Below are 25,205 nucleotides of genomic sequence, written 5' to 3' on the forward strand. Positions count from 1 at the left end.
GTGGGGTTGGGGTCGCAACCGAGGCTGGGTCCGCATTGTCGCCCCTAAGTTACCGGGTTATCCAATTGTTCAGTCATCCAGCGTACAAAATTTCGGATCTTGGGCACCTCAGCCGTGTGCTCGGAGTAAGCCATGTAATAGGCGTCGTGGCTGGGCAAGGCGTGGGGCCAAGGGATGACCAGTTTGCCTTCTGCCAGCTCTTCTTCGACCAGAAATCGCGGTAGCAGCGCGACGCCACAGCCGACTTGTGCTGCGCGAATGCACATGTAAAAGGTTTCAAAACGCGGGCCGTGGTAGCTGTATTCGGTTTGATAACCCTGGCTGTCGAACCATTCATGCCAGGCTTGTGGGCGTGAGCCACTTTGCAGCAGGACCAATTCGCTCAATTGCGTTGGATCAGTGAACGGGATGGCTGGCAAGCTACCGGGTGCGCACACTGCTATCAATTCTTCGTTGAACAGTTTCATCGATTCAGCGCCGGGACGCGCGCCTTGGCCAAAATAGAACGCCAAGTCGCAGCGGCCTTGAATCAAGTCATCGGGGCCCTGTTCGCTGACCAGATCCAGGTGAATATGCGGATGGCGCAACCGCCAGCCTTTGAGCCGAGGTACCAGCCAGCGAGCACCGAAGGTCGGCGGGGTGGACACCCGCAAGACTTCGGTTTCGCCGCCATACGAGCGCAAGTAGTGTGTGGACATTTCCACCTGCATCAGTATCTTGCGCACCTCGCCCAGGTACAGTGCGCCGGCCGGGGTCAGTTGCAAGCGGCGACGCACGCGTCGAAACAGCAGGTGCTGCACAAGGTCTTCAAGTTGGGCGACTTGCTTGCTGACGGCGCTTTGGGTCAGATGGAGTTCTTCAGCGGCACGGGTAAAACTCAGGTGCCGGGTCACCGCTTCGAAGCATTGCAATGCGGTGATGGACGGCAGATGACGTTTGTTGAGCATGGTCTGGCCTATGGTTTTTCTACGCTGCCAGGGCACGCGCGAAGGGCAGCATGAATAAACGGAATGATATCTCGCGTAATGGTCGTTTGTTCCTACGTCTCAGGCCAGCTATTAGTAGAGGCTGACGCTTTAGCCGCTTTTGTTTGTGCTCCCCTATTTCGGCTTTTTCATTTATAGAAACCAGGAGAAACCATGATTACCGACTTGCTCAACCGTCTCGGTGTCGATGCCTCGCTGTACCAGAATGGCAACCAAGCCGTGCACACACCCGTCGACGGCAGCCAAGTAGCCTCCGTGCATTGGGAAGGGCGAGCGGAAGTGGAACAGCACGTGACCCGTGCCGAAAACGCTTTCGAAGCCTGGCGTAAAGTGCCGGCTCCGCGCCGTGGCGAGCTGATTCGTTTGTTCGGTGAAGCGCTGCGTAAGCACAAAGCCGAGCTGGGCGAGCTGGTGTCGTGGGAAGCGGGCAAGATCACTCAGGAAGGTTTGGGTGAAGTACAGGAAATGATCGACATCTGCGACTTCGCGGTCGGTCTGTCGCGCCAGCTGTACGGTTTGACCATTGCTTCCGAGCGTCCTGGCCACCACATGCGCGAAACCTGGCACCCGCTGGGCGTTGTGGGCGTGATCAGCGCGTTCAACTTCCCCGTCGCCGTTTGGGCCTGGAACACTACGCTGGCGCTGGTTTGCGGCAATGCGGTGATCTGGAAACCTTCGGAAAAAACTCCGCTGACCGCCTTGGCGTGTCAGGCGTTGTTCGAAAGCGTGTTGAAACACTTCCCGGACGCACCGGCTTACTTGAGCCAAGTCGTTATCGGTGGCCGTGAGGCGGGCGAAGCCTTGGTGGATGATCCGCGTGTCGCGTTGATCAGCGCCACCGGCAGCACGCGCATGGGCCGTGAAGTGGCTCCGAAAATCGCCGCACGTTTTGCCCGCAGCATTCTTGAACTGGGCGGCAACAACGCGATGATCCTCGGCCCAAGCGCCGACCTCGACCTGGCTGTCCGCGCGATTCTGTTCAGCGCCGTCGGCACGGCCGGTCAACGCTGCACCAGTTTGCGCCGCTTGATTGCTCACGAATCGGTCAAAGCTGAAATCGTCAGCCGCTTGAAAACCGCTTACGCCAAAGTGCGTATCGGTCACCCGCTGGAAGGTAATCTGGTCGGTCCGCTGATCGATAAAGGTGCCTACGAAAACATGCAGGACGCGCTAGAGCAGGCGTTGAGCGAAGGCGGTCGAGTCTTCGGCGGCAAGCGGGTGTTGGCTGAGGAATTCCCGAACGCGTACTACGTGACCCCTTCCATCGTCGAAATGCCTGAGCAAAGCGACGTGGTGTGTACCGAAACCTTTGCCCCGATTCTGTACGTGGTCGGTTACGAAGAGTTCGCCGAAGCCGTGCGTTTGAACAACGCCGTGCCACAGGGCCTGTCGTCGTGCATTTTCACCACCGACGTGCGTGAGGCTGAGCAGTTCATTTCAGCGCTGGGCAGTGATTGCGGGATCGCCAACGTCAACATCGGTCCAAGCGGTGCTGAAATCGGAGGCGCGTTCGGCGGTGAGAAAGAAACCGGCGGCGGCCGTGAATCAGGTTCTGATTCGTGGCGCGGCTACATGCGTCGCCAAACCGCGACCGTGAACTACTCTCTGGAGCTGCCGCTGGCGCAAGGGATTACCTTCGACTGATAGGTCAAATTGGCCAATACCGGTGGGAGCGAACTAGTTCGCTCCCACCGGATCTCGGCACGACGCCGGATCTGGCAACGCACTATTTAGGCTATGTATCTTTCCGGGGTTTTGCGATGCCGCTACGCGAAGAATGTCTGTGGGAAAAATTGACACCGCAACGACCTGAGGCCAAGGCGCTTAAAGGCGAGGTCACGGTAGATGTTTGCGTGATTGGCGCAGGCATTACCGGATTGTCAGCGGCGATTCACTTATTGGAACAAGGCAAGACTGTCGCCGTGCTTGAAGCCCACCGCACTGGTCACGGTGGGTCCGGGCGCAACGTCGGGCTGGTCAATGCGGGTTTGTGGATACCGCCAGATGACATCGAAGCGGGCTTCGGCAAAGAAGTTGGCAGCCAACTCAATCAAATGCTCGGTGCTGCGCCATCATTGGTGTTTAGCGTGATCGATAAGTACAGCATCGATTGCCAATTGCGCCGCGAAGGTACGCTACACATGGCGCACAACGCTCGTGGCGGCGCCGATCTACGCAGCCGCGAAGAACAATGGAAGCGCCGAGGCGCGCCAGTGGAGTTGCTGACCGGCAAGGCGTGTCAGGAAGCCACCGGCACCCCGAAAATATCCTCTGCGTTGCTGGACCGTCGTGCGGGTACTTTCAATCCCATGGCTTACACCAGTGGCCTTGCCCAAGCAGTTGTTGGTCTCGGTGGTCGGGTTTTTGATCACTCGCCGGTGACACGTCTCGAACGTCAAGGTGATCGTTGGTGCGTAATCACTGAGCACGGTGCCGTACTTGCGGAGAAAGTCGTTATCGCGTCAAACGCCTACACCCTAGGTGAATGGACCGAACTGCGGCGTAATTTCTTCCCCGGTTATTACTATCAAGTCGCTTCGGCGCCGCTGACGGAAGACGCTGCGCGGCAGATTTTGCCTGGCGGCCAAGGTTCATGGGACACGCGCCAAGTGCTCAGTAGTATCCGTCGCGATGCCGATGGGCGTCTGCTGCTTGGCAGTTTGGGCAACGGCAATCAAAAACCTGCCTGGTTCCTCAAGGCATGGGCCGACCGGGTTCAACAGCACTATTTTCCTTACTTGAAGCCGGTTGAGTGGGAGTGCACTTGGACGGGCACCATTGCCTTTACGCCAGATCACTTGTTGCGTTTATTTGAACCTGCACCGGGCCTGGTTGCGGTCACGGGTTATAACGGTCGCGGCAACACGACTGGAACAGTCGTAGGCAAGGCCTTCGCGGATTACCTATGCCACGGCGATCCCAAAGCGCTACCTGTGCCTTTCGCTTCGATGAAACCTTTGGCTGGCGTTGGACTTCGCAGTGCGTTATATGAAGCAGGCTTTTCGCTGTATCACGCGGGCCAGTGCTTGCGCATAGTGATTTAATGCAATCTTTTTGTTCTTCATCAAGCGCTTTTATCGCGCACCCATTACCCTGTGATGGTGCGTCCTGTAGCGGTCGCGCACCTTAGGTGTGCAGTTCGGTGACGCATACTGTTACAGTCCGGTTGCACGCAGTCATGGAGGTGGGTTGCAATTATTATTGGTGCAGGTTGCTCTATTTTTTGAGAAGGTTGCACCTGCTGCGTTTTAGACGGTTGCACGCCCCGTAAAGTGGGACTGAGAACGTCGTGATCGAACAAAATTGCGACTTTTTTAAGAATAAAAACCCTATGGCACGCCACTTGCTCTGAGCTTGTAGCTGAATGAAAGCTTGTGCTGAAGTCGCTGTGCTAACTAAAAACCTCAGGAGCACCATCACCATGTCACAGACGTTTTACAGGAAAGGTTTTCTAGCACTCGCAGTTGCTACTGCATTGGGTGTTTCTTCGTTTGTTCAGGCCGCGGATATCAAAATTGGCGTCGCCGGTCCGATGACAGGTGCTAACGCTTCGTTCGGTCTTCAATACATGAAGGGCGCTCAGGCCGCGGCCGATGCGATCAACGCAGCTGGCGGCGTAAATGGGGATAAAATCGTTTTGGTCCAAGGCGATGATGCCTGCGAGCCGAAACAAGCGGTCGCGGTGGCCAATAAACTGGTTGACCAGGACAAAGTTGCGGGCGTCGTGGGCCACTTCTGCTCGTCATCGACTATTCCAGCTTCTGAGGTCTACGCCGACGCTGGCGTGATCGCGATCACGCCGGGTTCCACCAACCCAACTGTGACCGAGCGTGGTTTGACCGCCATGTTCCGTATGTGCGGCCGTGATGATCAACAAGGCATTGTCGCCGGTGATTACATCGTTGACGTCCTCAAAGGCAAGAAAGTTGCCGTCATCAACGACAAAGACACCTACGGTAAAGGCCTGGCTGACGCGACTGCGATGCAGTTGACCAAGCGTGGCGTGAAGCCGGTTCTTGAAGAAGGCTTGACCCGTGGCGAGAAAGATTTCAGCGCCCTGGTGACCAAGATCCGTTCGGTTGGTGCTGACGTGGTCTACTTTGGTGGCCTACACCCAGAAGCCGGTCCACTGGTGCGTCAACTGCGTGAGCAAGGTCTTAAAGACGTCAAGTTCATGTCGGATGATGGCATCGTGACTGACGAATTGGTCACCACCGCTGGCGGCGCACAGTTCGTCGACGGCGTGTACATGACCTTCGGCGCTGACCCACGCATGCTGCCAGACAGCAAGGCGGTTGTTGATCAGTTCCGCAAAGCCGGTTATGAGCCAGAAGGCTACACCCTATACGCTTACGCTTCGATTCAGGCACTGGCCGCTGGCTTCAATGGCGCCAAGTCGAACAAAGGCGAAGACGCTGCTAAATGGCTGAAAGCTCACCCGGTAAAAACTGTAATGGGCGAAAAAAACTGGGACGCTAAAGGCGACCTGAAAGTGTCCGATTACGTGGTCTACCAGTGGGACAAAAACGGCAAATACCACCAGCTTGAAAAGCAGAAGTAAGTTAAACGCATAGTCGGGCCTGTTGCTTGTAAAAGCTCCAGGCCCTTCTTGTAAGTGGGTACCTGCAATCCTGCAGCCCCGGATTTCTTCTGAGCCACATGCTTGCGGCTCGAAGCGCCTCACGAGGGCGTTTCGGTGTCGTGTCAGGGTGGCCTCTCAAGTTCGAGAGAGTGCGTGATGGACGGTATTTTCCTGCAACAAATGGTCAACGGTCTGACCCTCGGGTCAGTCTACGGTTTGATCGCCATTGGCTACACGATGGTTTACGGCATCATTGGTATGATCAATTTCGCCCATGGCGACGTATATATGATCTCGGCTTACCTGGCTGCTATCGGCCTGGCCGTCCTTTCTTTCTTCGGCGTGGAATCCTTTCCCTTCCTGATTCTGGGCACATTGGTGTTCACCATCGTGGTCACGGGCGTTTATGGATTCGTCATCGAGCGGGTCGCTTACAAACCGCTGCGCAACTCGACGCGACTTGCGCCGCTGATCAGCGCCATTGGTATATCGCTGATCCTGCAAAACTATGCGCAGATCGCTCAGGGCGCGCGGCAACAAGGCGTCCCCACCTTGCTCGAAGGCGCGTGGCGATTTAACGTCGGCACGGGCTTCGTGCAAATCACCTATACCAAGATCTTCATTCTCATTGCCGCGTTCGTCGGCATGGGCGTGCTGACCTACATCATCAAGTACACCCGGCTTGGCAGGATGTGCCGCGCGACCCAACAGGATCGCAAGATGGCCTCAATTCTCGGCATCAACACCGATCGGGTCATTTCCTACGTGTTCATCATCGGTGCCGCCATGGCCGCATTGGCGGGCGTGTTGATTACCATGAATTACGGCACGTTCGACTTCTACGCAGGCTTCATCATCGGCATCAAAGCGTTCACCGCCGCAGTACTGGGCGGTATTGGTTCATTGCCGGGTGCGATGCTGGGCGGTTTGATCCTGGGGGTTGCCGAGTCGCAGTTCTCCGGTTTGATCAACTCCGACTACAAAGACGTGTTCAGTTTCGGCCTGTTGGTATTGATCCTGATTTTCCGTCCTCAAGGCCTGCTGGGTCGCCCACTCGTGGCGAAGGTATAAGCGTATGTCCTCAACTAGTTCAGCTCCTCCTGTCAAACCAATGGATATCAAACGTAGCCTGATCGACGCGGTGGTTGCCGGGTTACTGGCTCTGATTGTGTTCGGTCCTATCGTCGGCATCGTGCTCGACGGCTACAGCTTCAACCTGCAACCCACCCGCGTGGCGTGGCTGGTCGCGGCAGTGATGCTGGGGCGTTTTGTGATCAGCCTGTTTCTGCAAACCCCCAAGGGCATAGCGGTTTCCCAAAGCTTTGAAACCAGTGGCTCCGGTGTGCATGTACTGCCCCCGGATCACAAATCCAAGCTGTATTGGATCCTGCCTATCGTGATTGCGGTGGTCATCATCTTCCCGATCTTCGCCAACAAGTACCTGCTGACGGTGGTCATCCTCGGGATGATTTACGTGCTGCTGGGCTTGGGCTTGAACATCGTGGTCGGCCTGGCTGGCTTGCTCGATTTGGGTTATGTCGCGTTCTACGCCATTGGTGCCTATGGCTTGGCGCTGGGTTATCAATACCTCGGGCTTGGCTTTTGGTCGGCGTTGCCATTGGCGGCCATCGCTGCGGCGTTAGCGGGCTGTATTCTCGGATTTCCGGTATTACGAATGCACGGCGATTACCTCGCCATCGTGACCTTGGGCTTCGGTGAAATCATCCGTTTGGTACTGACCAACTGGATAGGTTTTACCGGCGGACCAAACGGCGTACCGGTTCCTTCGCCGACGATCTTCGGCCTGGAATTTGGCCGCAAGGCTAAAGACGGCGGCATTCCAATTCACGAGTTTTTCCACTTCGATTACAACCCGAACCTTAAATACCTGTTCATCTACATCGTCCTGTTTCTGGTCGTGATGGCGGTGCTGTACATCAAACACCGTCTGACCCGCATGCCGATTGGCCGTGCGTGGGAAGCCTTGCGCGAAGATGAGATTGCCTGCCGCTCCATGGGCCTGAACCACGTGCTGGTCAAGCTCTCGGCGTTCACTATCGGGGCATCGACTGCCGGTTTAGCCGGGGTGTTTTTCGCCAGCTACCAGGGCTTCGTTAACCCGACCTCGTTCAGCTTCTTTGAGTCCGCGCTGATCCTGGCCATCGTTGTACTGGGCGGCATGGGCTCTACCGTCGGTGTGGTCATCGCGGCCTTCGTACTGACGGTCGCGCCGGAGCTGTTGCGTAGCTTCTCCGAATACCGCGTGTTGCTGTTCGGTATCTTGATGGTGCTGATGATGATCTGGCGTCCACGGGGTTTGATCCGCATCAGCCGTACCGGGGTGACACCGCGTAAAGGCGTTTTGATCAATAAGAGGACGGCGCCATGAGTGACGAAATCGTTCTCTCGGTCGAGAACCTGATGATGCACTTTGGTGGCATCAAAGCACTCAGTGATGTCAGCCTTAAGGTGCGTCGTAACTCAATCTTTGCTCTGATCGGCCCTAACGGCGCTGGCAAGACTACGGTTTTCAACTGCCTGACCGGGTTTTATAAAGCCACTGGCGGCAAGATCGAACTCAATGTCCGCGGCGAACGTACCAACGTCATTAAGCTGTTGGGCGAATCGTTCAAAGCGATTGATTTTGTTTCCCCGAAAAGCTTTCTCAGCCGCGTCTACTACAAAATGTTCGGCGGCACGCACTTGGTAAACCGCTCTGGTCTGGCTCGAACCTTTCAGAACATTCGTCTGTTCAGGGAAATGTCGGTCATCGAAAACCTGTTGGTGGCCCAGCACATGTGGGTCAACCGCAACCTGCTGGCCGGTATCCTCAACACCAAGAGCTATCGAAAGGCCGAAGATGATGCCATGAGCACCGCCTTCTATTGGCTGGAAGTGGTGAATCTGGTGGACTGCGCCAACCGTTTGGCCGGCGAATTGTCGTACGGTCAACAACGCCGCCTGGAGATCGCCCGGGCCATGTGCACCAGGCCACAGGTGATTTGCCTGGATGAACCGGCTGCAGGCCTCAACCCACAGGAAACCGAAGCGCTGAGCGGCATGATCCGTCTGCTGCGCGACGAACACGACATGACCATCGTGCTGATCGAACACGATATGGGCATGGTCATGGGCATCTCGGACGATATCGTCGTGCTTGACCACGGCAACGTGATTGCCGTTGGCGGGCCGGAACAGATTCGCAATGATCCAAAAGTAATTGCGGCTTACTTGGGCGCTGATGAAGAGGAGTTGGTATGAGCGTACCCATCCTCGAATTGAAAAATATCGATGTGTTTTACGGGCCGATCCAGGCGCTGAAGAAAGTCTCGTTGCACATCGATGAGGGCGAGACCGTCAGCCTGATTGGCTCAAACGGCGCCGGTAAATCCACGTTGCTGATGTCGATTTTCGGCCAGCCACGGGCTGCCAGTGGACAGATTATTTACCAAGGCGTCGACATCACCCAGAAGTCCTCGCACTACATCGCTTCCCACGGCATTGCACAGTCGCCGGAAGGACGGCGCGTGTTTCCAGATATGAGCGTCGAGGAAAACTTGCTGATGGGCACCATCCCCATCGGTGACAAGTTCGCTTCGCAAGACATGCAGCGCATGTTTGAGCTGTTTCCCCGACTTAAAGAACGCCGCAATCAACGGGCGATGACCATGTCTGGAGGCGAGCAGCAGATGCTCGCCATTGCCCGCGCATTGATGAGCCGCCCCAAGCTGCTGTTGCTGGACGAGCCGTCGCTGGGCTTGGCGCCGATTGTGGTCAAACAGATCTTCTCAACGCTGCGCGAGCTGGCGAAGTCGGGCATGACCATCTTCCTTGTTGAACAGAACGCCAACCACGCGTTGCGGCTCTCGGATCGGGCCTATGTGATGGTCAACGGCGAGATTCGTCTGACCGGCACCGGACAAGAATTGTTGAGCAATGACGAGGTCAGAAACGCCTACCTTGGCGGTCACTGATCAGGTTTGTTTGCACCGCGAATATAACTACGCGCTTTGGGAATTTCACCCAAGGCGCGTTTTTTTTGAATTGTGGAAAACATTTTTAGCAAGCTCTTAAATTGCGGCATAAAGACGCTGCAAATAGTTGTTTTGTCACGTTTTTGACTTGTCCAAGATTGCTGTGGAGGTAACTGTGGGTAACATGGGAGTAGCTGGCTGCAACCCTTGTAATACGTGGCTTACAACGGTCTGGTTGTTTTTTGATCAGTGGCTTTTCCGTTAGCTCCGCTGCGTTCTGTCAATGATTTTTTGTCTGTTTGTTCATACAGTCTTTCGATCGGTGAAGCCTGTGGATAAGTCAGTGGACAAGCACTGGAAAGGTGGTTCCGGAGGCCGTCGTTACTGGCATGGCGCCTTCATTGTTTTTTTTGCGAGACAGATGCTTTTTTAAGGCGTCATGTGTGATGCGCAGGGTCAAGTAAAAAAACCTCCCAGGAACCGGCGCGGCTCCGATATTTTAGAATCGGCGGTCGTTTGCGGTTGCCCCCAAATATTGTGGGTTGTGCTGTGGATAAGGTGGGTAAAACTCAGTGCAGCCCATATGGAATAAGGCTCTGCACAAATAGGGTGTTTTTCGTACAGCAGCTGGGCATGTCGATGACGCATCCGGCGCTTGCTGGTCATACGCCCGTGCGGGCATTCTGCCGGTCTGTTGTCCTTATCGTAATCATGGCTGTGCTGCTTTAGCGCCGCATCAGGAGAAAGAAATGACGTCTACTGTATTCATTACCGGTGCCACTTCCGGCTTCGGCGAAGCCTGCGCCCGTAAATTTGCCGAAGCAGGCTGGTCGCTTGTGCTGACGGGTCGCCGTGAAGAGCGTCTGAATGTGTTGTGCGCTGAATTGTCGAAACAGACCAAGGTCCACGGCCTGGTAGTGGATGTGCGCGACCGTGCGGCCATGGAGAACGCTATCGCCGGTTTGCCGGCAGAGTTCTCGACCATTCGCGGATTAATCAACAATGCTGGTCTGGCCTTGGGTGTTGATCCTGCGCCGAAATGCGATCTGGACGACTGGGACACCATGGTCGATACCAACGTTAAAGGCCTGATGTACACCACCCGCTTGCTGCTGCCGCGCTTGATTGCTCACGGTCGCGGTGCGGCGATTATCAATTTGGGTTCAATCGCCGGTAACTACGCGTATCCGGGCAGCCACGTCTATGGCGCGACCAAAGCGTTCGTTAAGCAGTTCTCGTTGAACCTGCGCTGCGATTTGATTGGTACAGGCGTGCGGGTGACCAACCTTGAGCCGGGCCTGTGCGAAAGCGAGTTCTCGCTGGTGCGTTTTGCGGGCGACAAAGAGCGTTATGACGCGACGTACGCGGGTGCCGAAGCCATCCAGCCGCAAGACATCGCCGACACGATTTTCTGGCTGATGAACACCCCGGCGCACGTCAACGTCAACAGCCTGGAATTGATGCCGGTCAGCCAGACTTGGGCCGGCTTTGCGATTGACCGCACGCGCGGCTGAGTCAGCGACACCGAGTCGCCCGCTTCCCGAATAAATTCGGTCCTACAGAGTTTTGTATCCGTAAACAGCCCCCCTGTGGGAGCGAATTCATTCGCGAAGGTTTTCAGCGGTTGAAATACCCAGCCAACCCGCTATAGCAGGTCGCCAGATGGTAGGGCGTGGTCGATGGCATATCGCTGCGGCTGACGTTGCCTTGGGCGTCCAGACATTCGTTCCAGCCCGTCGCGTGCAGAAAGCGCTGTTGCAACGCGTTCAACTGCCGAGCCACTGCCGCACCACTGTCAGGGCGCAACGCCAATGCTCGCAGGTATTCCGCCTGTGCCCAAATACGTTGGGTGCCGTCGCGCACAGTGCCTTCCACATCCAGCATTGCTTTAACCGCGCCAGTCATTGGGTCGATGCCGCGTTGCTCGGTGTAGTCAAACGCTCGGGTCAATGACCTATGCAACAGACTGTCCTGCAGAAGTGGCGACGACTCCAACAAAAAGAACCATTCAAATTGATGACCGGGTTCGAACCAGTTATCCACAGCACCCAGCGGCTTTTCCAGCATCACGCCGTGTAGCGGATCAACGAAACGAATTTGCATGGCATTCACCAACTGCGTCAGGGCGGCTTGCGTGGCTGCGTCTTCACGGACCGACACGGTCGCCAGAAAGGCTTCGGCCAAGTGCATCAGTGGATTTTGCAACGGGCCGCTGTCTAGCGAGGACCAGTCCTGACCAAGACTCGCTTCATACAAGCCTGTGCCATCGGCAAAACGTTCGGCTACTACCGTCAGTGCAGCGTTGAGTACCGACTCCACCAATGGCTCGCGTACTTTGGCCCAATAGTGGGCGCAGGCAAAGATGATGAAGGCGTGGGTGTACAGGTCTTTGCGCTGATCCAGCGGCTTGCCTTGTGGGTCGATGCTGTAAAACCAGCCGCCGTGTTCGGCGTCGTGGAAATGCTGTTGCAAGGACCGAAACAGCGCGGCCGCACGCAGTTTGGCTTCGGGCACAGAAGGTTGATCAATCAGGCTGGAAAACAAATACAGCTGGCGTGCACAGGCCATCGCGCGATAGCGCTGAGGCGCCAACGGCTGATGATTAGCGTCGACCGCCTCATACGGCAACGCCAGTTGCGGATTCCAGCCAGGGCCCAGCCAAAGCGGCACGATGACCTGCTTGAAATGCAGCTGGATGGCGGCGAAAACGGCAGTCAGTTCAGACTGGGAGGCGGAGCTGGAAACATCGGGCATCGGCTGGCGTCACGGCAAGGGCGTTTGCGCGACATGGTAACGCAATGGTGAAACGGCTCGCTAACAAGTTGCTGCGGGGCCGCAGATACTTCTGTAGGACCGAATTTATTCGGGAAGCGGGCGACGCGGTTTGTCAGCAATACCGCGTCGTGGCCTTCGCGAATGAATTCGCTCCCACAGAGGCAATCAAGCCGCTTCAGTCAGCAAGCCTTGGCGCTCAATGAACGCGATGATTTGTTCCAGCCCAAGACCGGTTTTTTGATTGCTGAACACGAACGGCTTTTCACCGCGCATCTTCTTGGTGTCGCGGTCCATCATTTCCAGCGAGGCACCCACCAGGGGTGCCAAGTCGACTTTATTGATCACCAGCAAATCGGATTTACAAATGCCTGGCCCACCCTTGCGCGGTAGCTTGTCACCGGCAGACACATCGATCACATAGATCGTCAGGTCCGACAGTTCAGGGCTAAACGTCGCGGATAAGTTGTCACCGCCCGATTCAACAATGATCACATCCAGCCCCGGAAAGCGCCGGTTCAATTGGTCTACCGCTTCGAGATTGATCGAGGCGTCCTCGCGAATCGCCGTGTGCGGGCAGCCACCGGTTTCAACGCCGATAATCCGTTCCGGCGCCAAGGCTTCGTTGCGCACCAGAAAATCAGCGTCTTCGCGGGTGTAGATGTCGTTGGTGACCACGGCCAGGTTGTAGCGGTCACGCAGGGCCAGGCACAGCGCGAGGGTCAGGGCTGTCTTGCCGGACCCGACCGGGCCACCGATGCCAATACGCAGAGGTTGGCTGTTCATAACGTTCTCCAGTGAGCGGTAACGGCTCTCAAGTAATTGTTGAGCAAGGCGCTGTATAAAAAAGATCAGGATCTAAACAGGCGACTGTATTGACGTTCATGGGCCATGCTCGCCAATGACAAACCAAATGCAGCGCTGCCGTAGTGTTCGGGGTCTATGTTCGTAGCCTGCTGCTGCGCCTGTTGCAGCAGCGGCAGTAACTCGCTGGTCAAGCGTTGCGCGGCTTGCTGGCCCAGCGGCAAGGTCTTCATCAACACCGCCAATTGGTTTTCCAGCCAGCTCCACAACCAGGCGGCCAAGGCGTCCTGCGGGCTAATCCCCCACGCACGGGCAGCCAGCGCCCAGCCCAAAGCGAAATGCGGCTCAGGCAATTGCTCGAAAAAGGTTCGTGCGGGGGCGTCCAGTTCTGGTAAGCCGCTGAGCAATTGGTGCAGGGAGTAACCCATCTGCCGGCTTTCCTGAAACAACTCACGGGTTTCCCGGCTGGCGCGGTGTTCCTGACTCAGTTGCAGCAGTTGCGGCCAGTCTTCCTCGGCCGCCGCTGTGCAATGCGCTAGTAACAACGGTGCTTCAAAACGGGCCAGATTTAACAGCAGTTGATCGCCGATCCAGCGTCCGGCGCTGCGGGTGTCATTGACCAGTGCGTTCTCGACTGCCATTTCCAGACCTTGCGAGTAGCTGTAACCACCAATCGGCAATTGCGGACTGGCCAAGCGCAGCAGCGCCCACGCGTTGTTCACGTGCGCACGCCGAATTGATGCAGGCGCGGTGGGTAATTGAAATCTTCTTCACCGGGCCGAGAGTGATGATGGCCACCACCATACGCACCGTGTTCAGGGTGAAAGGGCGCTTCGATGGCTTCGGTGGTGGCACCCAGTTGATCAAGCATGGCTTTGAGCACGTAATCGTCCAGCAAGCGCAGCCAACCGTCGCCCACTTGCAACGCGACGTGTCGGTTGCCCAAGTGATACGCCGCACGGGTTAGTTCATAGGCATTCGTACAGGTGACGTGCATCAACTGTTCGGGGCGTGCGCAAACGCGAACGATACGGCCGTCCTCCGCTTGCAGGTATTCGCCATCACGCAATGGTGGTTGACCACGCTCCAGGAACAGCCCGACGTCTTCGCCTTCGGCACTGACGCAACGCAGGCGGCTTTTGCTGCGCGCCTCGAAGTTCAAATGCAGTTCGGCAGCCCAGTCAGCTTGAGAATCGATTCTTCGGTGAATCACCAGCATCAGCATGCTTCCAGCTAGATTTCGATGGAGTAGTTAGAGCAAGGGTCTTGCCAATATAGGAATGCGCCTACACACGGCGATGGCGCTTAAACACAGAGTAATGGAATGCATCAAGTGGGGGCTTTGATTATTGGGGTGCACCGGTAGGGGTCACTCGGTGCTGCCAAGCCCTTGCCAGTGGTTGGCGCCGATAAAGATAAAGCGCAATTGCTGAGTGATTTTGGCGCGAGGGGTGAGGTGATCGGCGAGGGTTTCTGCGGGAGGGTCTATCAATTCCGGGAGCATGGCAAACACGCTTTTCACCACCAGGTCAGCCATTACCGATAAATCGTCAGCGTCCAGGTGCTGTAATTTGGGCATCAATGCCAAGTCGGCGGCCAAATCAGCGCTGATACCTTCGCGCAAGGCACCCAAGGCTTGGCGCACTTGCAGCGAGCCACCATATTGTTCGCGGGCCAGAAACAGAAATTGCGAACGGTTGGCGGCCACCACCTCCAAAAATATTTTCACCGAGCCTTCGATGATGCCGCCCACAACGGATTTGTTGTGACGCACCAAACGAATGGTTTTACGAAAGGTCTGGCCCACTTCACAGACCAGCGCCAAGCCCAGTTGGTCCATGTCTTCGAAGTGACGGTAGAACCCGGTCGGTACGATACCGGCGGTTTTCGCGACTTCACGCAGGCTCAGGCTGCCAAATCCCCGGCCGCTCGCCATCAAACTATGAGCCGCGTCGAGCAAGGCATGACGGGTTTGTTGTTTCTGTTCGGCACGCGGCAGCATGGGCGGGTGATATCTGAGAGGGGACTGCGCGGCACTTTAACAAATGCGCTGTAGTTGCGTGAAGCAAAGGCTGAAAAGCACAAACCCGGCAATTAGCCGGGTTTGTGGACATGCCGTCAAATCAGCTCTGGCGGCGATGCTGTTCGAGCAAACGATCAGAACCACCTTCAGCCACACGCTGGTATTGCTGAATCAAACGACCTGTGCCGGTATCGGCGATGCGGCCACTCTGTTTGTTGGCGTGATCTGAATCGCCTTCAGCCAGTGTATTAAAGGTAGCTGCCAAGACCGGTTTGGCCTGAGCGGAGACTGCCTGTTCGCTGACGGGCATCGCAAAAGCGCAGGACGCAATCAACGAAAGGGTCAGGCTCAGCAGCAGTGGGTGTTTCATAAGAGTGCTCCACGCGAGGGCATTAAAACTTTGAGGCGCGCATCTTACTCCCGAGATGTCGATATGAAAGTTCGTAAAAATGATTCTAATAATCGATGAAATTGATTCGTCGTCACAGCCCTTGGGCGCTGAGGCCTGTGCTAATTTTTTCGCTCTGTTTTGGGGATTTTCGATTTTTTTGCCCGTACCGAGAGCGTCTATCTAATAGGTTACCGGCTCATTTCAGCTTATTTTCATCCGGGTCAAAACCTGCGGCGCTTTTTCCAGTCGAAGGACAAAGCTCTAAATAGTCGAACCGTCTACGCTTAGGGCAGATGCGCCATCGCTGGCAGGAAGTAGAAGACATCTGGAGAGTCATGTAATGACGCGTCGCCGTAAAATTGTGAACTGGACGGGCATTATCCTTGTGCTGCTGGTGGCCATTCTGGCCATTGTGATCGTCACGTTTGACTGGAATCGAATCAAACCCACGCTTAACGAGAAAGTCTCTGACGCCCTGCATCGGCCCTTTGCGATCAACGGTAACCTCGCAGTGCTGTGGCAGCGTGAACCTGATCAGGGCGGCTGGCGGGGTTGGTTGCCATGGCCGCACTTCGTCGCCGAAGACCTGACCTTGGGTAATCCCGACTGGTCGAAAAATCCGCAGATGGTCACCCTTAAACGGGTCGAATTCCGCCTGGCGCCGTTGCCACTGCTGCTACACCAAGTGGTTATCCCCAGGATTGACCTGACCGCGCCGGACGCGAAGCTTGAGCGTTTGGCCGATGGCCGCGCCAATTGGACGTTTGATTTACCTAAGGCCGACCCTAACGCCGAACCGTCGAAATGGGTGCTGGACATCGGCGCGATTAAATTCGACAAAGGGTTGGTCAGCCTCAATGACCAAAGCCTGAAAACACAGCTGGACCTAGTGATCGATCCATTAGGCAAACCCATCCCGTTTAGCGACATTGTCGGCACTAGCGAAGCGAAGAAAGCGCAGGACAAAGGCACCGCGCCGCAGGACTACGCCTTCGCCTTGACCGTTAAAGGCCAATACCACGATCAAAAACTCAGCGGCAACGGCAAAGTCGGCGGCTTGCTGGCGCTCAAAGATGCCGCACAGCCGTTTCCGGTTCAGGCTGATGTGCAAATCGCCGACACCCGAATTGTGTTGGCTGGCACGTTGACTGACCCTGAAAACCTCGGCGCGCTGGATTTACGCCTGAAGCTGGCGGGCAGCAGTTTGGGCAATCTGTACCCATTGACGGGGGTTAACTTGCCGGACTCACCGGCGTATTCAACCGACGGTCACCTGATCGCGAAGTTGCACGATGCCGCTGGAGCGTCGTTCCGCTATGAGGGCTTCAATGGCAAGATCGGCAGCAGTGATATCCACGGCGATCTTGGCTACGTTGCCAGCCAACCGCGCCCGAAGTTGACAGGTGCGCTGGTGTCCGAGCAGTTGCTGTTCACTGACCTGGCGCCCTTGATTGGTGCTGACTCCAACGCCGCGCAGAAAAAACGCGGTGGAGACAGCAAACAGCCAGAGGGCAAAGTGCTACCGGTCGAAGAGTTCCACACCGATCGTTGGCGGGTCATGGATGCCGACGTTGAGTTCACAGGCAAGAAAATCGTCCAGAGCACCAGCTTGCCATTCACCGATCTGTACACCCACGTCGTACTCGACGACGGCCGACTCAACCTGCAACCTCTGCGCTTTGGCGTAGCAGGTGGCAAGCTGGATGCCGACATCCGGCTGGACGGCCGCTCTACACCCCTTCAGGGGCGGGCAAAAATCACTGCCCGCAACTTCAAACTCAAGCAGCTATTCCCGACCTTTGAGCCAATGAAAACCAGCTTTGGTGAGTTGAATGGCGATGCGGACATTAGTGGCAAAGGCAATTCGGTCTCGGCGCTGCTAGGCGCGTCCAATGGCGAAGTGAAGATGCTGGTCAACGACGGCGCCATCAGCCGCAGCTTGATGGAAATCGCCGGACTCAACGTCGGCAACTATGTGGTCGGCAAAATGTTTGGCGATAAGGAAGTGAAGATCAATTGCGCCGCTGCTGACATGGGCATCAAGGACGGCTTGGCAACCACCAAACTGTTTGTCTTCGACACTGAAAACGCCATCGTCTACATCAACGGCACCGCAAACTTCAGCAGCGAGCAACTGGACCTCAAGATCAATCCAGAATCCAAAGGCTTCCGCGTGTTCTCCCTGCGCTCGCCGCTATACGTGCGCGGCACCTTCGGCAAACCCGACGCGGGCGTACAGTCCGGCCCATTGATCCTGCGTGGCGCGGGCATGGTGCTGCTCGGCGCGGTCATTGGACCTGCTGCCGGGTTGTTGGCTCTGGTGGCTCCGAGTGGCGGAGAACCCAACCAATGCGCACCGTTGTTGGAGCAGATGAAAGCCGGCAAAGCGCCGAAAACGGTGAAGTAGGTCAAAGCGATTCGGTCCCACGAATTTTGGCGCTGCACATTTATATTTGTTCAATGGGTTATACCTTATTTGATAAGACCGATTGATTATTAGTTGAACGACAGATTCTGACTCGTCCTAAAGATTATTCACCGCGAAAACATTAACGTCGCACCTTGATTTCAGGGAGCTTCGTCAGTGAGTGAAAGGAAATGGGTGCTGGGCATTCCCGCCCTGGAGGGCTCCCCGCAGTTAGGGGGCGTGTACGTCTTTCCAGTGGCCGAAGATGCCGAGAAAATGTACTCGCACCCGGCGCACCCACCCGATTATCAAGACGCGATTATTTGGTTCCCAAGCAGGCCGGAATTTTCGCCGATTTACCTATCATTGAATCTGCGTGGTGCGCCGGGTGTAGCCACTGGAATAGGCGAAGATGTGACTGGCATTTGGCTTGCCGGAGCAAGTGTAGGGCTGGGCGTTCCCGTACCCACCCGAATTGCAGACAAACTCAGGGATCGCGAGTTCTCCAGCTTCGATATGTTCAGGAAGGCGTTTTGGATTGAAGTGGGGAATGATTTGGAGTTGAGTGAGCAGTTCAACCCAGACAACATTAAAAGGCTTACGAGAGGCTTGGCGCCAGCAGCCCGCATTAGGGATCAGGCAGGAAAAAGATTCTCTTTCGAGCTTCACCACCAAGTGCGAGTTACTGATGGTGGTGCGGTCTATGACGCTGATAATCTACGAATCAACACTCCTAAAAACCACATAAGCATTCATAAGAAGACACAGTGATGGATCTCAAAAGCGCACTTTCTGAATACACCGAATACCAGTTCGCGAAGGTGATTCAAGCAATAAAGGACTGTGAGGGGTCCGAGGACTTTCAAGCTCAGTTGATCGTCCATCTCAACAGCTTGGCAGCAGACGCTGGAGGCTCCGACTTGATTTACTACCCTGAAGAGGGTGCAGATAGCTCCGCTGAAGGGGTCGTCCGGAGTATCCAAACGTGGTGCTTATCCAATGGGTTGCCAGGTTTTAAACCGCCTTTTTGACACCATATGAATGTTAAAAACGGACTGTCTGACTACACCGAATATCAGTTTAAAGAGCTGATAAAAGCGATTGAGGATGTTGAAACAGAAAGTTGACATGCCGAGTTGTTATTCCATTTCAACAAAATTGCTCCCTCACCCTGCCGGGTCAGACCTTTTGTATTACCCGCAGCCAGGTGCAGATGAGTCGCCGGAAGGTGTCGTTCAAGAGATTCAGACGTGGTGCCTGGCCAATGGCGTACCAGGTCTCAAGTCGGCTTTCTGATGAAAAATAGCCTCTCGGATTACACCGAGTTTCAGTTTATGAAGTTCGTGGAAACAATTTTCGAAGAGAATAATGCGGACAGAAATGACGTTCGTTTAAATGAGTTACTGCGCCAATTTGAACAACTGACCGGGCACCCCGCCGGTATGGATTTGATTTACTACCCGGAGTCTGACGAAGAATGCACACCAGTGGGTATCACTGAGACCGTAAAAAAATGGCGCGAGGAAAACGGTCTGCCCGGATTCAAACCGGCCTTTTAATCTCTTTTCGGAGGTGTGGGTGGAACTCAAGAACGTGCTTTCTGAGTATCCATACGTGGTGCTCAGCTCACGGATTACCAAGTTTTAAATCGTCTTTCTGAGTCGGCCGAAGGCACTATCCCAAACACAAAAAACGCCCAGTTATTTTCGATCAGCGAAAACCAACTGGGCGTCGCTTCAAACGACTTACATATCTTTCAAAAGATCGGCCATGTCATCGGCGTGTTCTTCTTCTTGCGCCAATATAGTTTCGAAGATCCGTCGTGATGTCGGATCTTGATCGCCGATGTATTGGATGATTTCGCGGTAGCTGTCGATGGCGATTCGCTCGGCGACCAAGTCTTCGTAGACCATCTCTTTCAGCGTGCTTCCAGCAACGTATTGCGCGTGGGAGTTTTTCGACAGCAGGTCCGGGTTAAATTCTGGTTCGCCGCCCAGTTGTACGATGCGCTCGGCGAGCAGGTCGGCGTGTTCGTTTTCTTGCCCCGCATGTTCCAGAAACTCTTCGGCGGCCACGTGCGCTTTCAGGCCGGTGGCCATGTAGTAGTGGCGTTTGTAACGCAGGACGCAGACCAGCTCAGTGGCCAACGATGCGTTGAGCAAACGAACCACTTCTTCGCGGTTAGCGCTGTAGCCCTCGGTCACGGCACCGTTTTCCACGTTCTGACGCGCGCGTTGGCGCAGGGTATTTACATCGGTTAATTGCTGCACATCGCTCATCATTCATCTCCAGGGCTGATCCGGTTTCCGTCTCGCTCTATAAGCCGCCCGTCAAGGATCAACGGTCGCTCCGGCATGATCGGTACCTAGTTGTGAGTGATGAGGCGCGAGAAAGTTTTATCGCAGGCCCGACAGAAAAACACAAAAGCCCGAGGCGCGCGGCGTCAGGCTTTTTGTTTGGAGCACCGCAGGCGCGGGTCTTACATGGCGCGTTCGTTTGCCTCGCGCTGGTCGCAGGTCATGAAGCCTTTGCTGTCGACCTTGCCATTGCCGTCGAACGCCACGTAATAGGTTTGTTTGCTGCCTTCGTGGTTAAGCACGTAATTGTTGCAGCTACCGGGATGGGCTTTGCGGTGCTGTCGGGAAGACGGTTCACCGCCAATCGTCAGAACCTGTTGTTCGTTCATGCCTTTTTCAACTTGCTTGACCAACGGCTCGTTGCGATAAGTGACGAAATCCACCGGGTTTTGGGTGGTGGTCGAACAACCCGCCAGAACGGCAAGAACGCTTAAGGTTGCCAAGGTTTGTTTGTACATGGGAAGGCTCCTGATGACTGGGCCATGGTCGGCCCGATGAAGCTTTGAGCGACGGAAGGTAGAGAGAGTTCGATTTAAAGATGGCGTTCAGGCATCAGCCGATATTGTTGGCTAAGGTTGAATCGCCACCCTCATGCAAAAGGACCGTGCCATGACGCAAAAATTTGCTACGCGCTATCCGTTGATCATGGTTCCAGGGTTGCTGGGGTTCGTTCGTTTGGTGCTGTACCCCTACTGGTACGGCATCGTGACGACCTTGCGTCGCGGCGGCGCAAAGGTGTTCCCGGTCTTGGTGTCCTCGATCAACTCCAGCGAGGTGCGCGGCGAACAATTATTGCAGCAGATCGAAAAGATTCTGCTGGAAACAGGGGCGGCCAAGGTCAATTTGATCGGCCACAGCCAGGGCGCCTTGACCATTCGTTACGCCGCCGCTAAGCGCCCGGATCTTGTGGCGTCCGTCACCAGTGTGGCGGGGCCCAATCATGGATCGGAGTTAGCCGACTATCTGGAGCGAAGTTTCCCCGCCGGTACTCCCAGGGGGCGTTTGCTCAACATTGCGCTGCGGCTGTTGGCGTGGTTGATGGCGTTGTTGGAAACCGGCTATCACGGCCCCAGGTTTCCAGTAGACATCGACGCATCGCATCAATCGCTGACCACTACCGGCGTGGCGTTGTTTAACAGCCGCTACCCACAAGGATTACCGCAAACGTGGGGCGGGCAGGGGCCGGAGTTGGTCAATGGCGTGCGTTATTACTCTTGGTCCGGCACGTTGCAACCGGGGCTCACCGACGGTGGGTTCAATCGGATCGACGGGACAAATCGCAGTTGCCGTCTGTTTGCCCGTACTTTTACCCGCGAAGTCGGGCAGTGCGACGGCATGGTCGGGCGCTTCAGCTCGCACTTGGGCACCGTCGTTGGCGACGATTACCCCCTCGACCACTTTGACATCGTCAATCAGTCGTTGGGCCTAGTGGGTAAGGGCGCAGAACCAGTGCGCCTGTTTACCGAACATGCCAAGCGCCTTAAAGCAGCGGGCCTATAACGCTTTTTGTGCCAGGCCCAGCGGTGTAGTCCAGCGTTCCGCCAGCACCACGCCGAACAAGGTTAATGCGCCGCCGATCAAGTGATAGGAGGCCAGATGCTCGCCCAGCACGGCCGAGGCGATCAGCGCCGTCGTGAGTGGCATCAGGTTGAGAAACATGGAGGTGCGACTTGGGCCCAGGCGATGAATAGAATGCATCCACAGCAGCGGAGCGAGCATTGAGGTCGGGATGCACGCGTACAAAATCAGCGGAATATTACTTGGGTTAAGCCCGGCCTTAGGCGACAACATAAACATGGGAAACAAAACCGCCACGGCGACCCAAATCTGCAAATACAACAATTGCAGAGGTGGCAGACGCATCTGCCATTTTTTCAAGAGCGTGCTGTAAACCGCGTAAGCGAACGTGGCGATCAGGATCATTGCGTCGCCCAGGTTCAGGCCCCGTTCCATCAAGGCGGTAAGGCTGCCGGCCGATACCACCACTGTTACTCCACTGAACGACAGCACTGCGCCTACCAAGGCACCGGTTGTTAGGCGAGTGCCCAGGGTTGTAATTGACAACCCCAGAGCGATCATCGGCATCAACGACAAAATGATGCCCATGTTGGTGGCGGTGGTCATCGACGCGGCGAAGTACGCCAGGCTTTGGTAAACCGCCATGCCCAGCACGCCCAGCACGAAGATTTTTTTCAGGTTGAGTTTGATCAAGTCCCAATTCTTGATAACCGGCCTTAGCAAAAATGGGGTAAACAAAATACCCGCCAGCAACCAGCGGTAAAAGCCGATCTCGGCTGGAAAGATCACCCCCACTGTGAGTTTGTTGACCACATTGTTGGCTGACCAGATAACGATTGTCAGCAATGGAAATAGGTATTGGATGGGAGTCTCCCACGTAAATGAGGCTGAATTATCCGTCTGTCTGTCTCGATGGCTATACTCCGTTTCGGACAATTTTCACCCAGCGGCAGACAGTATGAAACCCAAACTCCTGAGCATTCCCGATTTTTCCGGCCTGCCTTGCCCTGTTTACCTAAGGCACGACGAGTTCGGGGCCGACACCCACAGCGCGCCCCATAGCCATGCTTGGGGGCAGCTCAACTTTGTAAAGCACGGGGTGATGGAAATCGAGATCGCTGGGCAGCGCTTTATGTCGCCGCCGCAATATGCTGTGTGGATTGCGCCGCGGGCTGAGCACAGCTGTTACAACCGCGAGGCCGTTACTTACCGCTCGGTCTATCTTTCCCTCGAACACAGCGCCCACATGCCGGACGAACCCTGCACCTTGGTGATCAGCGACGTTCTCAAGGCGATCCTCAACGACTTTGCTGATCGTGACGTGAAGATCCCCCAAAGCGAAGCCGACCAGCGGCTGGCGCAGGTTATCGTGGATCAGTTGCGTGTAGCGCCGGTGCAAACGCGTTACCTGCCTTATGCGCATAGCCCTGGTTTGGCGTCGGTACTTCAAGCTTTACAGGCTGAGCCGGGCAATAACCGACCCTTGGTCGAGTGGGCCAATCAAGTGCATGTCAGCGAGCGAACGCTGGCGCGGCAATGCGTGCGTGAGTTAGGCATGAGCTTTGGTGACTGGCGCCAGCGCTTGAGATTTCTGAAAGCTATTGAAGCGCTGGAGGGCCGTCGCAGCGTGCAGGAAATCGGTTATGACATGGGCTACAGCAGCGCTTCGGCGTTTATCTCGATGTTTCAGCGCCAGGCCGGTTGCTCGCCTGAACAGTATCGGCGGCAAGCCAAAAAAGCCTGAGAGCAGCCAATTACATCCCGTAACGTATCTCTCAGCCTTGGCTACACTTGAGCGAAGCCACGCTGATCGGCGTGGGTCATCAGGATATAACTCCATGAAAATGCTACGTGTTCCTTTATTGGTGATGGGTTTGTTGATGTGCGCACAAGGATTTGCCGAGACCGCGCAGCAGAGCAAAATGACTACCTGCAATGCCGATCCTCAGGCAAAAACTCTCACCGGCGATGCACGAAAAGCGTTTATGAGTAATTGCCTCAAAGCCGCGCCAGCGGCGGCCGTCAAGCCTGTAACGGCGCAGCAGCAGAAGATGAAAGACTGCAACGCCGACCCCCAGGCAAAAACCTTGAAAGGAGATGCGCGCAAAGCGTTCATGAGCACCTGCCTGAAGAAGTGATCGGTTGATCGTCGGCAGCGCCCTTTTGAGCACTGGTCCTCAACTCGGAACGCTGGCAGACTGCCCACCTTTTCGCGCCGTTCGTTTTTGAGGCTGTCATGCCAACGTTTTCCCCGCGTCATGTGTTGTTGGCCAGTTTGATCATTGTGTGTGTCGGGTTACTGGCGGCTATACCGCTCAAACTTCTGCCGAGTCTGCTGGCTGGGCTGCTGGTTTTTCAGCTGGTCAACATGCTCACCCCGAAGCTGCAATTGCTGATTGCCGGCGAGCGTGCACGTTGGTTAGCCGTGGCGCTGTTGGGTACGTTGGTGGTCAGTGTGCTGACGTTGCTGTTTGCCAGTGCCATCAGCTTTTTCCTGCATGAAGCCGAAAATCCAGGCGCGTCATTGGGTAAATTCATGACGGTAGTTGATCGCGCCCGCGGTCAGTTGCCACCCTTCATCGACAGCTATCTACCTGCTAGCGCTGACGAGTTCCGCATCTCGCTAGGCGCCTGGATGACCAAGCATGTGGGCGATTTGCAGTTGTTGGGCAAAGGCGCTGCGCATACCTTTGTCACGCTGCTGATCGGTATGGTGCTGGGTGCAATCGTCGCGTTGCAGCGAGTGGTTGTCGGACATAAACGCAAGCCCTTGTCGGCCGCGCTGTTCGAACGTCTGGACCTGCTCAACGAAGCGTTTCGCAATATTGTGTTTGCCCAGATCAAGATTGCTCTGCTCAATACTGCATTCACCTCGGTCTTCCTCGCTATCGTGTTGCCGCTGTGCGGGATTCACCTACCGCTCACCAAAACCTTGATCATCCTGACCTTCCTGCTTGGCTTGTTGCCGGTGGTGGGCAATCTGATGTCCAACACGCTGATCTTCATCGTCGGCTTGTCGTTGTCGATTTGGGTTGCCATCGCGGCGTTGGGTTATCTGATTGTCATCCACAAGCTTGAGTATTTTCTTAACGCACGGATCGTTGGCGGCCAAATCAGCGCCAAGTCATGGGAATTGTTGCTGGCGATGCTGATCTTCGAAGCAGCCTTCGGCTTGCCAGGCGTGGTGGCGGGGCCGATTTACTATGCATATTTGAAAAGTGAGTTGCGTCGGGCAGGGTTGGTTTAACACGGCCACACACACGTCACCCTGTGGGACCGAATTCATTCGGGAAGGCGTCATATCAGACGCTGATGAGTTAGATGTGAAATCCATTCCCGAATAAATTCGGTCCCACGGATCTCCAGGCAATCCACATCCAGTCTGTCACTG

Annotated in this window: 27 protein-coding genes; 17 read left to right on the forward strand and 10 right to left on the reverse strand. The window is 55.6% G+C overall.

Annotation, left to right across the window (positions count from 1 at the left end):
- Positions 1 to 44: 44 nt before the first annotated feature.
- A complete protein-coding gene (locus QN378_RS02545) occupies positions 45 to 947 on the reverse strand; it encodes a LysR substrate-binding domain-containing protein (protein ID WP_322206570.1) in 903 nt (300 codons plus the stop codon).
- Between the two features lie 192 nt (positions 948 to 1,139).
- Here QN378_RS02545 and QN378_RS02550 point away from each other — a divergent pair, with 192 nt between their 5' ends.
- From QN378_RS02550 to QN378_RS02585, 8 genes are all read left to right on the forward strand, one after another.
- Entirely contained in the window at positions 1,140 to 2,630 is a 1,491-nt protein-coding gene (locus QN378_RS02550; RefSeq protein ID WP_322206571.1) for an aldehyde dehydrogenase family protein, read from the forward strand.
- 116 nt (positions 2,631 to 2,746) lie between these two features.
- Complete coding sequence (locus QN378_RS02555) at positions 2,747 to 4,030, forward strand: FAD-binding oxidoreductase (protein WP_323550903.1); 1,284 nt, start codon at positions 2,747 to 2,749, stop codon at positions 4,028 to 4,030.
- A gap of 377 nt (positions 4,031 to 4,407) precedes the next feature.
- Positions 4,408 to 5,547 (forward strand): ABC transporter substrate-binding protein, encoded by a 1,140-nt coding sequence (locus QN378_RS02560; protein WP_322206573.1) that lies wholly within the window; start codon positions 4,408 to 4,410, stop codon positions 5,545 to 5,547.
- 177 nt (positions 5,548 to 5,724) lie between these two features.
- Positions 5,725 to 6,639, forward strand: coding sequence for an ABC transporter permease subunit (locus tag QN378_RS02565; RefSeq protein ID WP_322206574.1), 915 nt, complete (start codon positions 5,725 to 5,727; stop codon positions 6,637 to 6,639).
- Between the two features lie 40 nt (positions 6,640 to 6,679).
- A complete protein-coding gene (gene livM / locus QN378_RS02570; RefSeq protein WP_407074086.1) occupies positions 6,680 to 7,957 on the forward strand; it encodes a high-affinity branched-chain amino acid ABC transporter permease LivM in 1,278 nt (425 codons plus the stop codon).
- A complete protein-coding gene (locus QN378_RS02575) occupies positions 7,954 to 8,829 on the forward strand; it encodes an ABC transporter ATP-binding protein (RefSeq protein WP_322206576.1) in 876 nt (291 codons plus the stop codon). The genes livM and QN378_RS02575 overlap by 4 nt, the downstream gene beginning before the upstream one ends.
- On the forward strand, positions 8,826 to 9,542 hold the full coding sequence (locus QN378_RS02580) for an ABC transporter ATP-binding protein (RefSeq protein WP_322206578.1): 717 nt from the start codon (positions 8,826 to 8,828) through the stop codon (positions 9,540 to 9,542). Before QN378_RS02575 ends, QN378_RS02580 begins: the two co-directional genes overlap by 4 nt.
- Positions 9,543 to 10,291: 749 nt before the next feature.
- Positions 10,292 to 11,056, forward strand: a complete 765-nt coding sequence (locus QN378_RS02585) for an SDR family oxidoreductase (protein WP_322206579.1) — start codon at positions 10,292 to 10,294, stop codon at positions 11,054 to 11,056.
- Positions 11,057 to 11,159: 103 nt separating this feature from the next.
- Here QN378_RS02585 and QN378_RS02590 read toward each other — a convergent pair whose 3' ends face one another.
- The 6 genes from QN378_RS02590 to QN378_RS02615 form a co-directional block, all read right to left on the reverse strand.
- The gene (locus tag QN378_RS02590) at positions 11,160 to 12,296 is read right to left on the reverse strand and encodes an AGE family epimerase/isomerase (protein WP_322206580.1); all 1,137 of its coding nucleotides are present in this window, start codon (positions 12,294 to 12,296) and stop codon (positions 11,160 to 11,162) included.
- A 186-nt stretch (positions 12,297 to 12,482) separates the two neighbouring features.
- Complete coding sequence (ureG, locus tag QN378_RS02595) at positions 12,483 to 13,100, reverse strand: urease accessory protein UreG (protein WP_322167416.1); 618 nt, start codon at positions 13,098 to 13,100, stop codon at positions 12,483 to 12,485.
- 65 nt (positions 13,101 to 13,165) lie between these two features.
- A complete protein-coding gene (locus tag QN378_RS02600) occupies positions 13,166 to 13,840 on the reverse strand; it encodes an urease accessory protein UreF (RefSeq protein WP_322206581.1) in 675 nt (224 codons plus the stop codon).
- Positions 13,837 to 14,337 carry an urease accessory protein UreE gene (ureE, locus tag QN378_RS02605; protein ID WP_322206582.1) on the reverse strand — a complete coding sequence of 167 codons (501 nt, stop codon included), beginning with the start codon at positions 14,335 to 14,337 and terminating at the stop codon, positions 13,837 to 13,839. The genes QN378_RS02600 and ureE overlap by 4 nt, the downstream gene beginning before the upstream one ends.
- A 150-nt stretch (positions 14,338 to 14,487) precedes the next feature.
- The gene (locus tag QN378_RS02610; protein ID WP_322206583.1) at positions 14,488 to 15,120 is read right to left on the reverse strand and encodes a TetR family transcriptional regulator; all 633 of its coding nucleotides are present in this window, start codon (positions 15,118 to 15,120) and stop codon (positions 14,488 to 14,490) included.
- Between the two features lie 121 nt (positions 15,121 to 15,241).
- Positions 15,242 to 15,511: a hypothetical protein gene (locus QN378_RS02615; RefSeq protein WP_322206584.1), complete on the reverse strand. Its 270-nt coding sequence runs from the start codon at positions 15,509 to 15,511 to the stop codon at positions 15,242 to 15,244.
- Between the two features lie 361 nt (positions 15,512 to 15,872).
- On the opposite strand from QN378_RS02615, the gene QN378_RS02620 reads away from it, so the two are divergent.
- The 5 genes from QN378_RS02620 to QN378_RS02640 all read left to right on the forward strand — a co-directional run bounded on the left by QN378_RS02620 (position 15,873) and on the right by QN378_RS02640 (position 19,498).
- A complete protein-coding gene (locus tag QN378_RS02620; RefSeq protein WP_322206585.1) occupies positions 15,873 to 17,939 on the forward strand; it encodes an AsmA family protein in 2,067 nt (688 codons plus the stop codon).
- Positions 17,940 to 18,116: 177 nt separating this feature from the next.
- Complete coding sequence (locus QN378_RS02625; RefSeq protein WP_322206586.1) at positions 18,117 to 18,710, forward strand: colicin; 594 nt, start codon at positions 18,117 to 18,119, stop codon at positions 18,708 to 18,710.
- A complete protein-coding gene (locus tag QN378_RS02630; protein WP_322206587.1) occupies positions 18,710 to 18,970 on the forward strand; it encodes a bacteriocin immunity protein in 261 nt (86 codons plus the stop codon). Before QN378_RS02625 ends, QN378_RS02630 begins: the two co-directional genes overlap by 1 nt.
- 97 nt (positions 18,971 to 19,067) lie before the next feature.
- Positions 19,068 to 19,235, forward strand: coding sequence for a bacteriocin immunity protein (locus QN378_RS02635; RefSeq protein ID WP_322206994.1), 168 nt, complete (start codon positions 19,068 to 19,070; stop codon positions 19,233 to 19,235).
- Positions 19,235 to 19,498 carry a bacteriocin immunity protein gene (locus tag QN378_RS02640; RefSeq protein WP_322206588.1) on the forward strand — a complete coding sequence of 88 codons (264 nt, stop codon included), beginning with the start codon at positions 19,235 to 19,237 and terminating at the stop codon, positions 19,496 to 19,498. Before QN378_RS02635 ends, QN378_RS02640 begins: the two co-directional genes overlap by 1 nt.
- 186 nt (positions 19,499 to 19,684) lie before the next feature.
- Here QN378_RS02640 and QN378_RS02645 read toward each other — a convergent pair whose 3' ends face one another.
- Both QN378_RS02645 and osmE read right to left on the reverse strand, forming a co-directional pair.
- Positions 19,685 to 20,218 (reverse strand): ferritin-like domain-containing protein, encoded by a 534-nt coding sequence (locus QN378_RS02645; protein WP_322206589.1) that lies wholly within the window; start codon positions 20,216 to 20,218, stop codon positions 19,685 to 19,687.
- A gap of 200 nt (positions 20,219 to 20,418) precedes the next feature.
- A complete protein-coding gene (osmE, locus tag QN378_RS02650) occupies positions 20,419 to 20,754 on the reverse strand; it encodes an osmotically-inducible lipoprotein OsmE (protein WP_322206590.1) in 336 nt (111 codons plus the stop codon).
- Positions 20,755 to 20,905: 151 nt separating this feature from the next.
- On the opposite strand from osmE, the gene QN378_RS02655 reads away from it, so the two are divergent.
- Complete coding sequence (locus tag QN378_RS02655; protein WP_323550900.1) at positions 20,906 to 21,796, forward strand: triacylglycerol lipase; 891 nt, start codon at positions 20,906 to 20,908, stop codon at positions 21,794 to 21,796.
- On the opposite strand, the gene QN378_RS02660 is transcribed toward QN378_RS02655, so the two are convergent.
- Positions 21,791 to 22,678, reverse strand: coding sequence for a DMT family transporter (locus QN378_RS02660; protein ID WP_322206995.1), 888 nt, complete (start codon positions 22,676 to 22,678; stop codon positions 21,791 to 21,793). The genes QN378_RS02655 and QN378_RS02660 overlap by 6 nt on opposite strands.
- 94 nt (positions 22,679 to 22,772) lie before the next feature.
- Between QN378_RS02660 and QN378_RS02665 the strand changes: the two genes are divergently transcribed.
- The 3 genes from QN378_RS02665 (at position 22,773) to QN378_RS02675 (ending at position 25,061) form a co-directional block, all read left to right on the forward strand.
- Positions 22,773 to 23,558, forward strand: coding sequence for a helix-turn-helix transcriptional regulator (locus QN378_RS02665; protein WP_322206592.1), 786 nt, complete (start codon positions 22,773 to 22,775; stop codon positions 23,556 to 23,558).
- 94 nt (positions 23,559 to 23,652) lie between these two features.
- Positions 23,653 to 23,952: a PsiF family protein gene (locus QN378_RS02670; protein ID WP_322206593.1), complete on the forward strand. Its 300-nt coding sequence runs from the start codon at positions 23,653 to 23,655 to the stop codon at positions 23,950 to 23,952.
- 98 nt (positions 23,953 to 24,050) lie between these two features.
- The gene (locus QN378_RS02675) at positions 24,051 to 25,061 is read left to right on the forward strand and encodes a hypothetical protein (protein WP_323550899.1); all 1,011 of its coding nucleotides are present in this window, start codon (positions 24,051 to 24,053) and stop codon (positions 25,059 to 25,061) included.
- Positions 25,062 to 25,205 lie beyond the last annotated feature (144 nt).

The sequence above is a fragment of the Pseudomonas sp. 10S5 genome (genome assembly GCF_035019745.1).
Lineage (GTDB): Bacteria > Pseudomonadota > Gammaproteobacteria > Pseudomonadales > Pseudomonadaceae > Aquipseudomonas.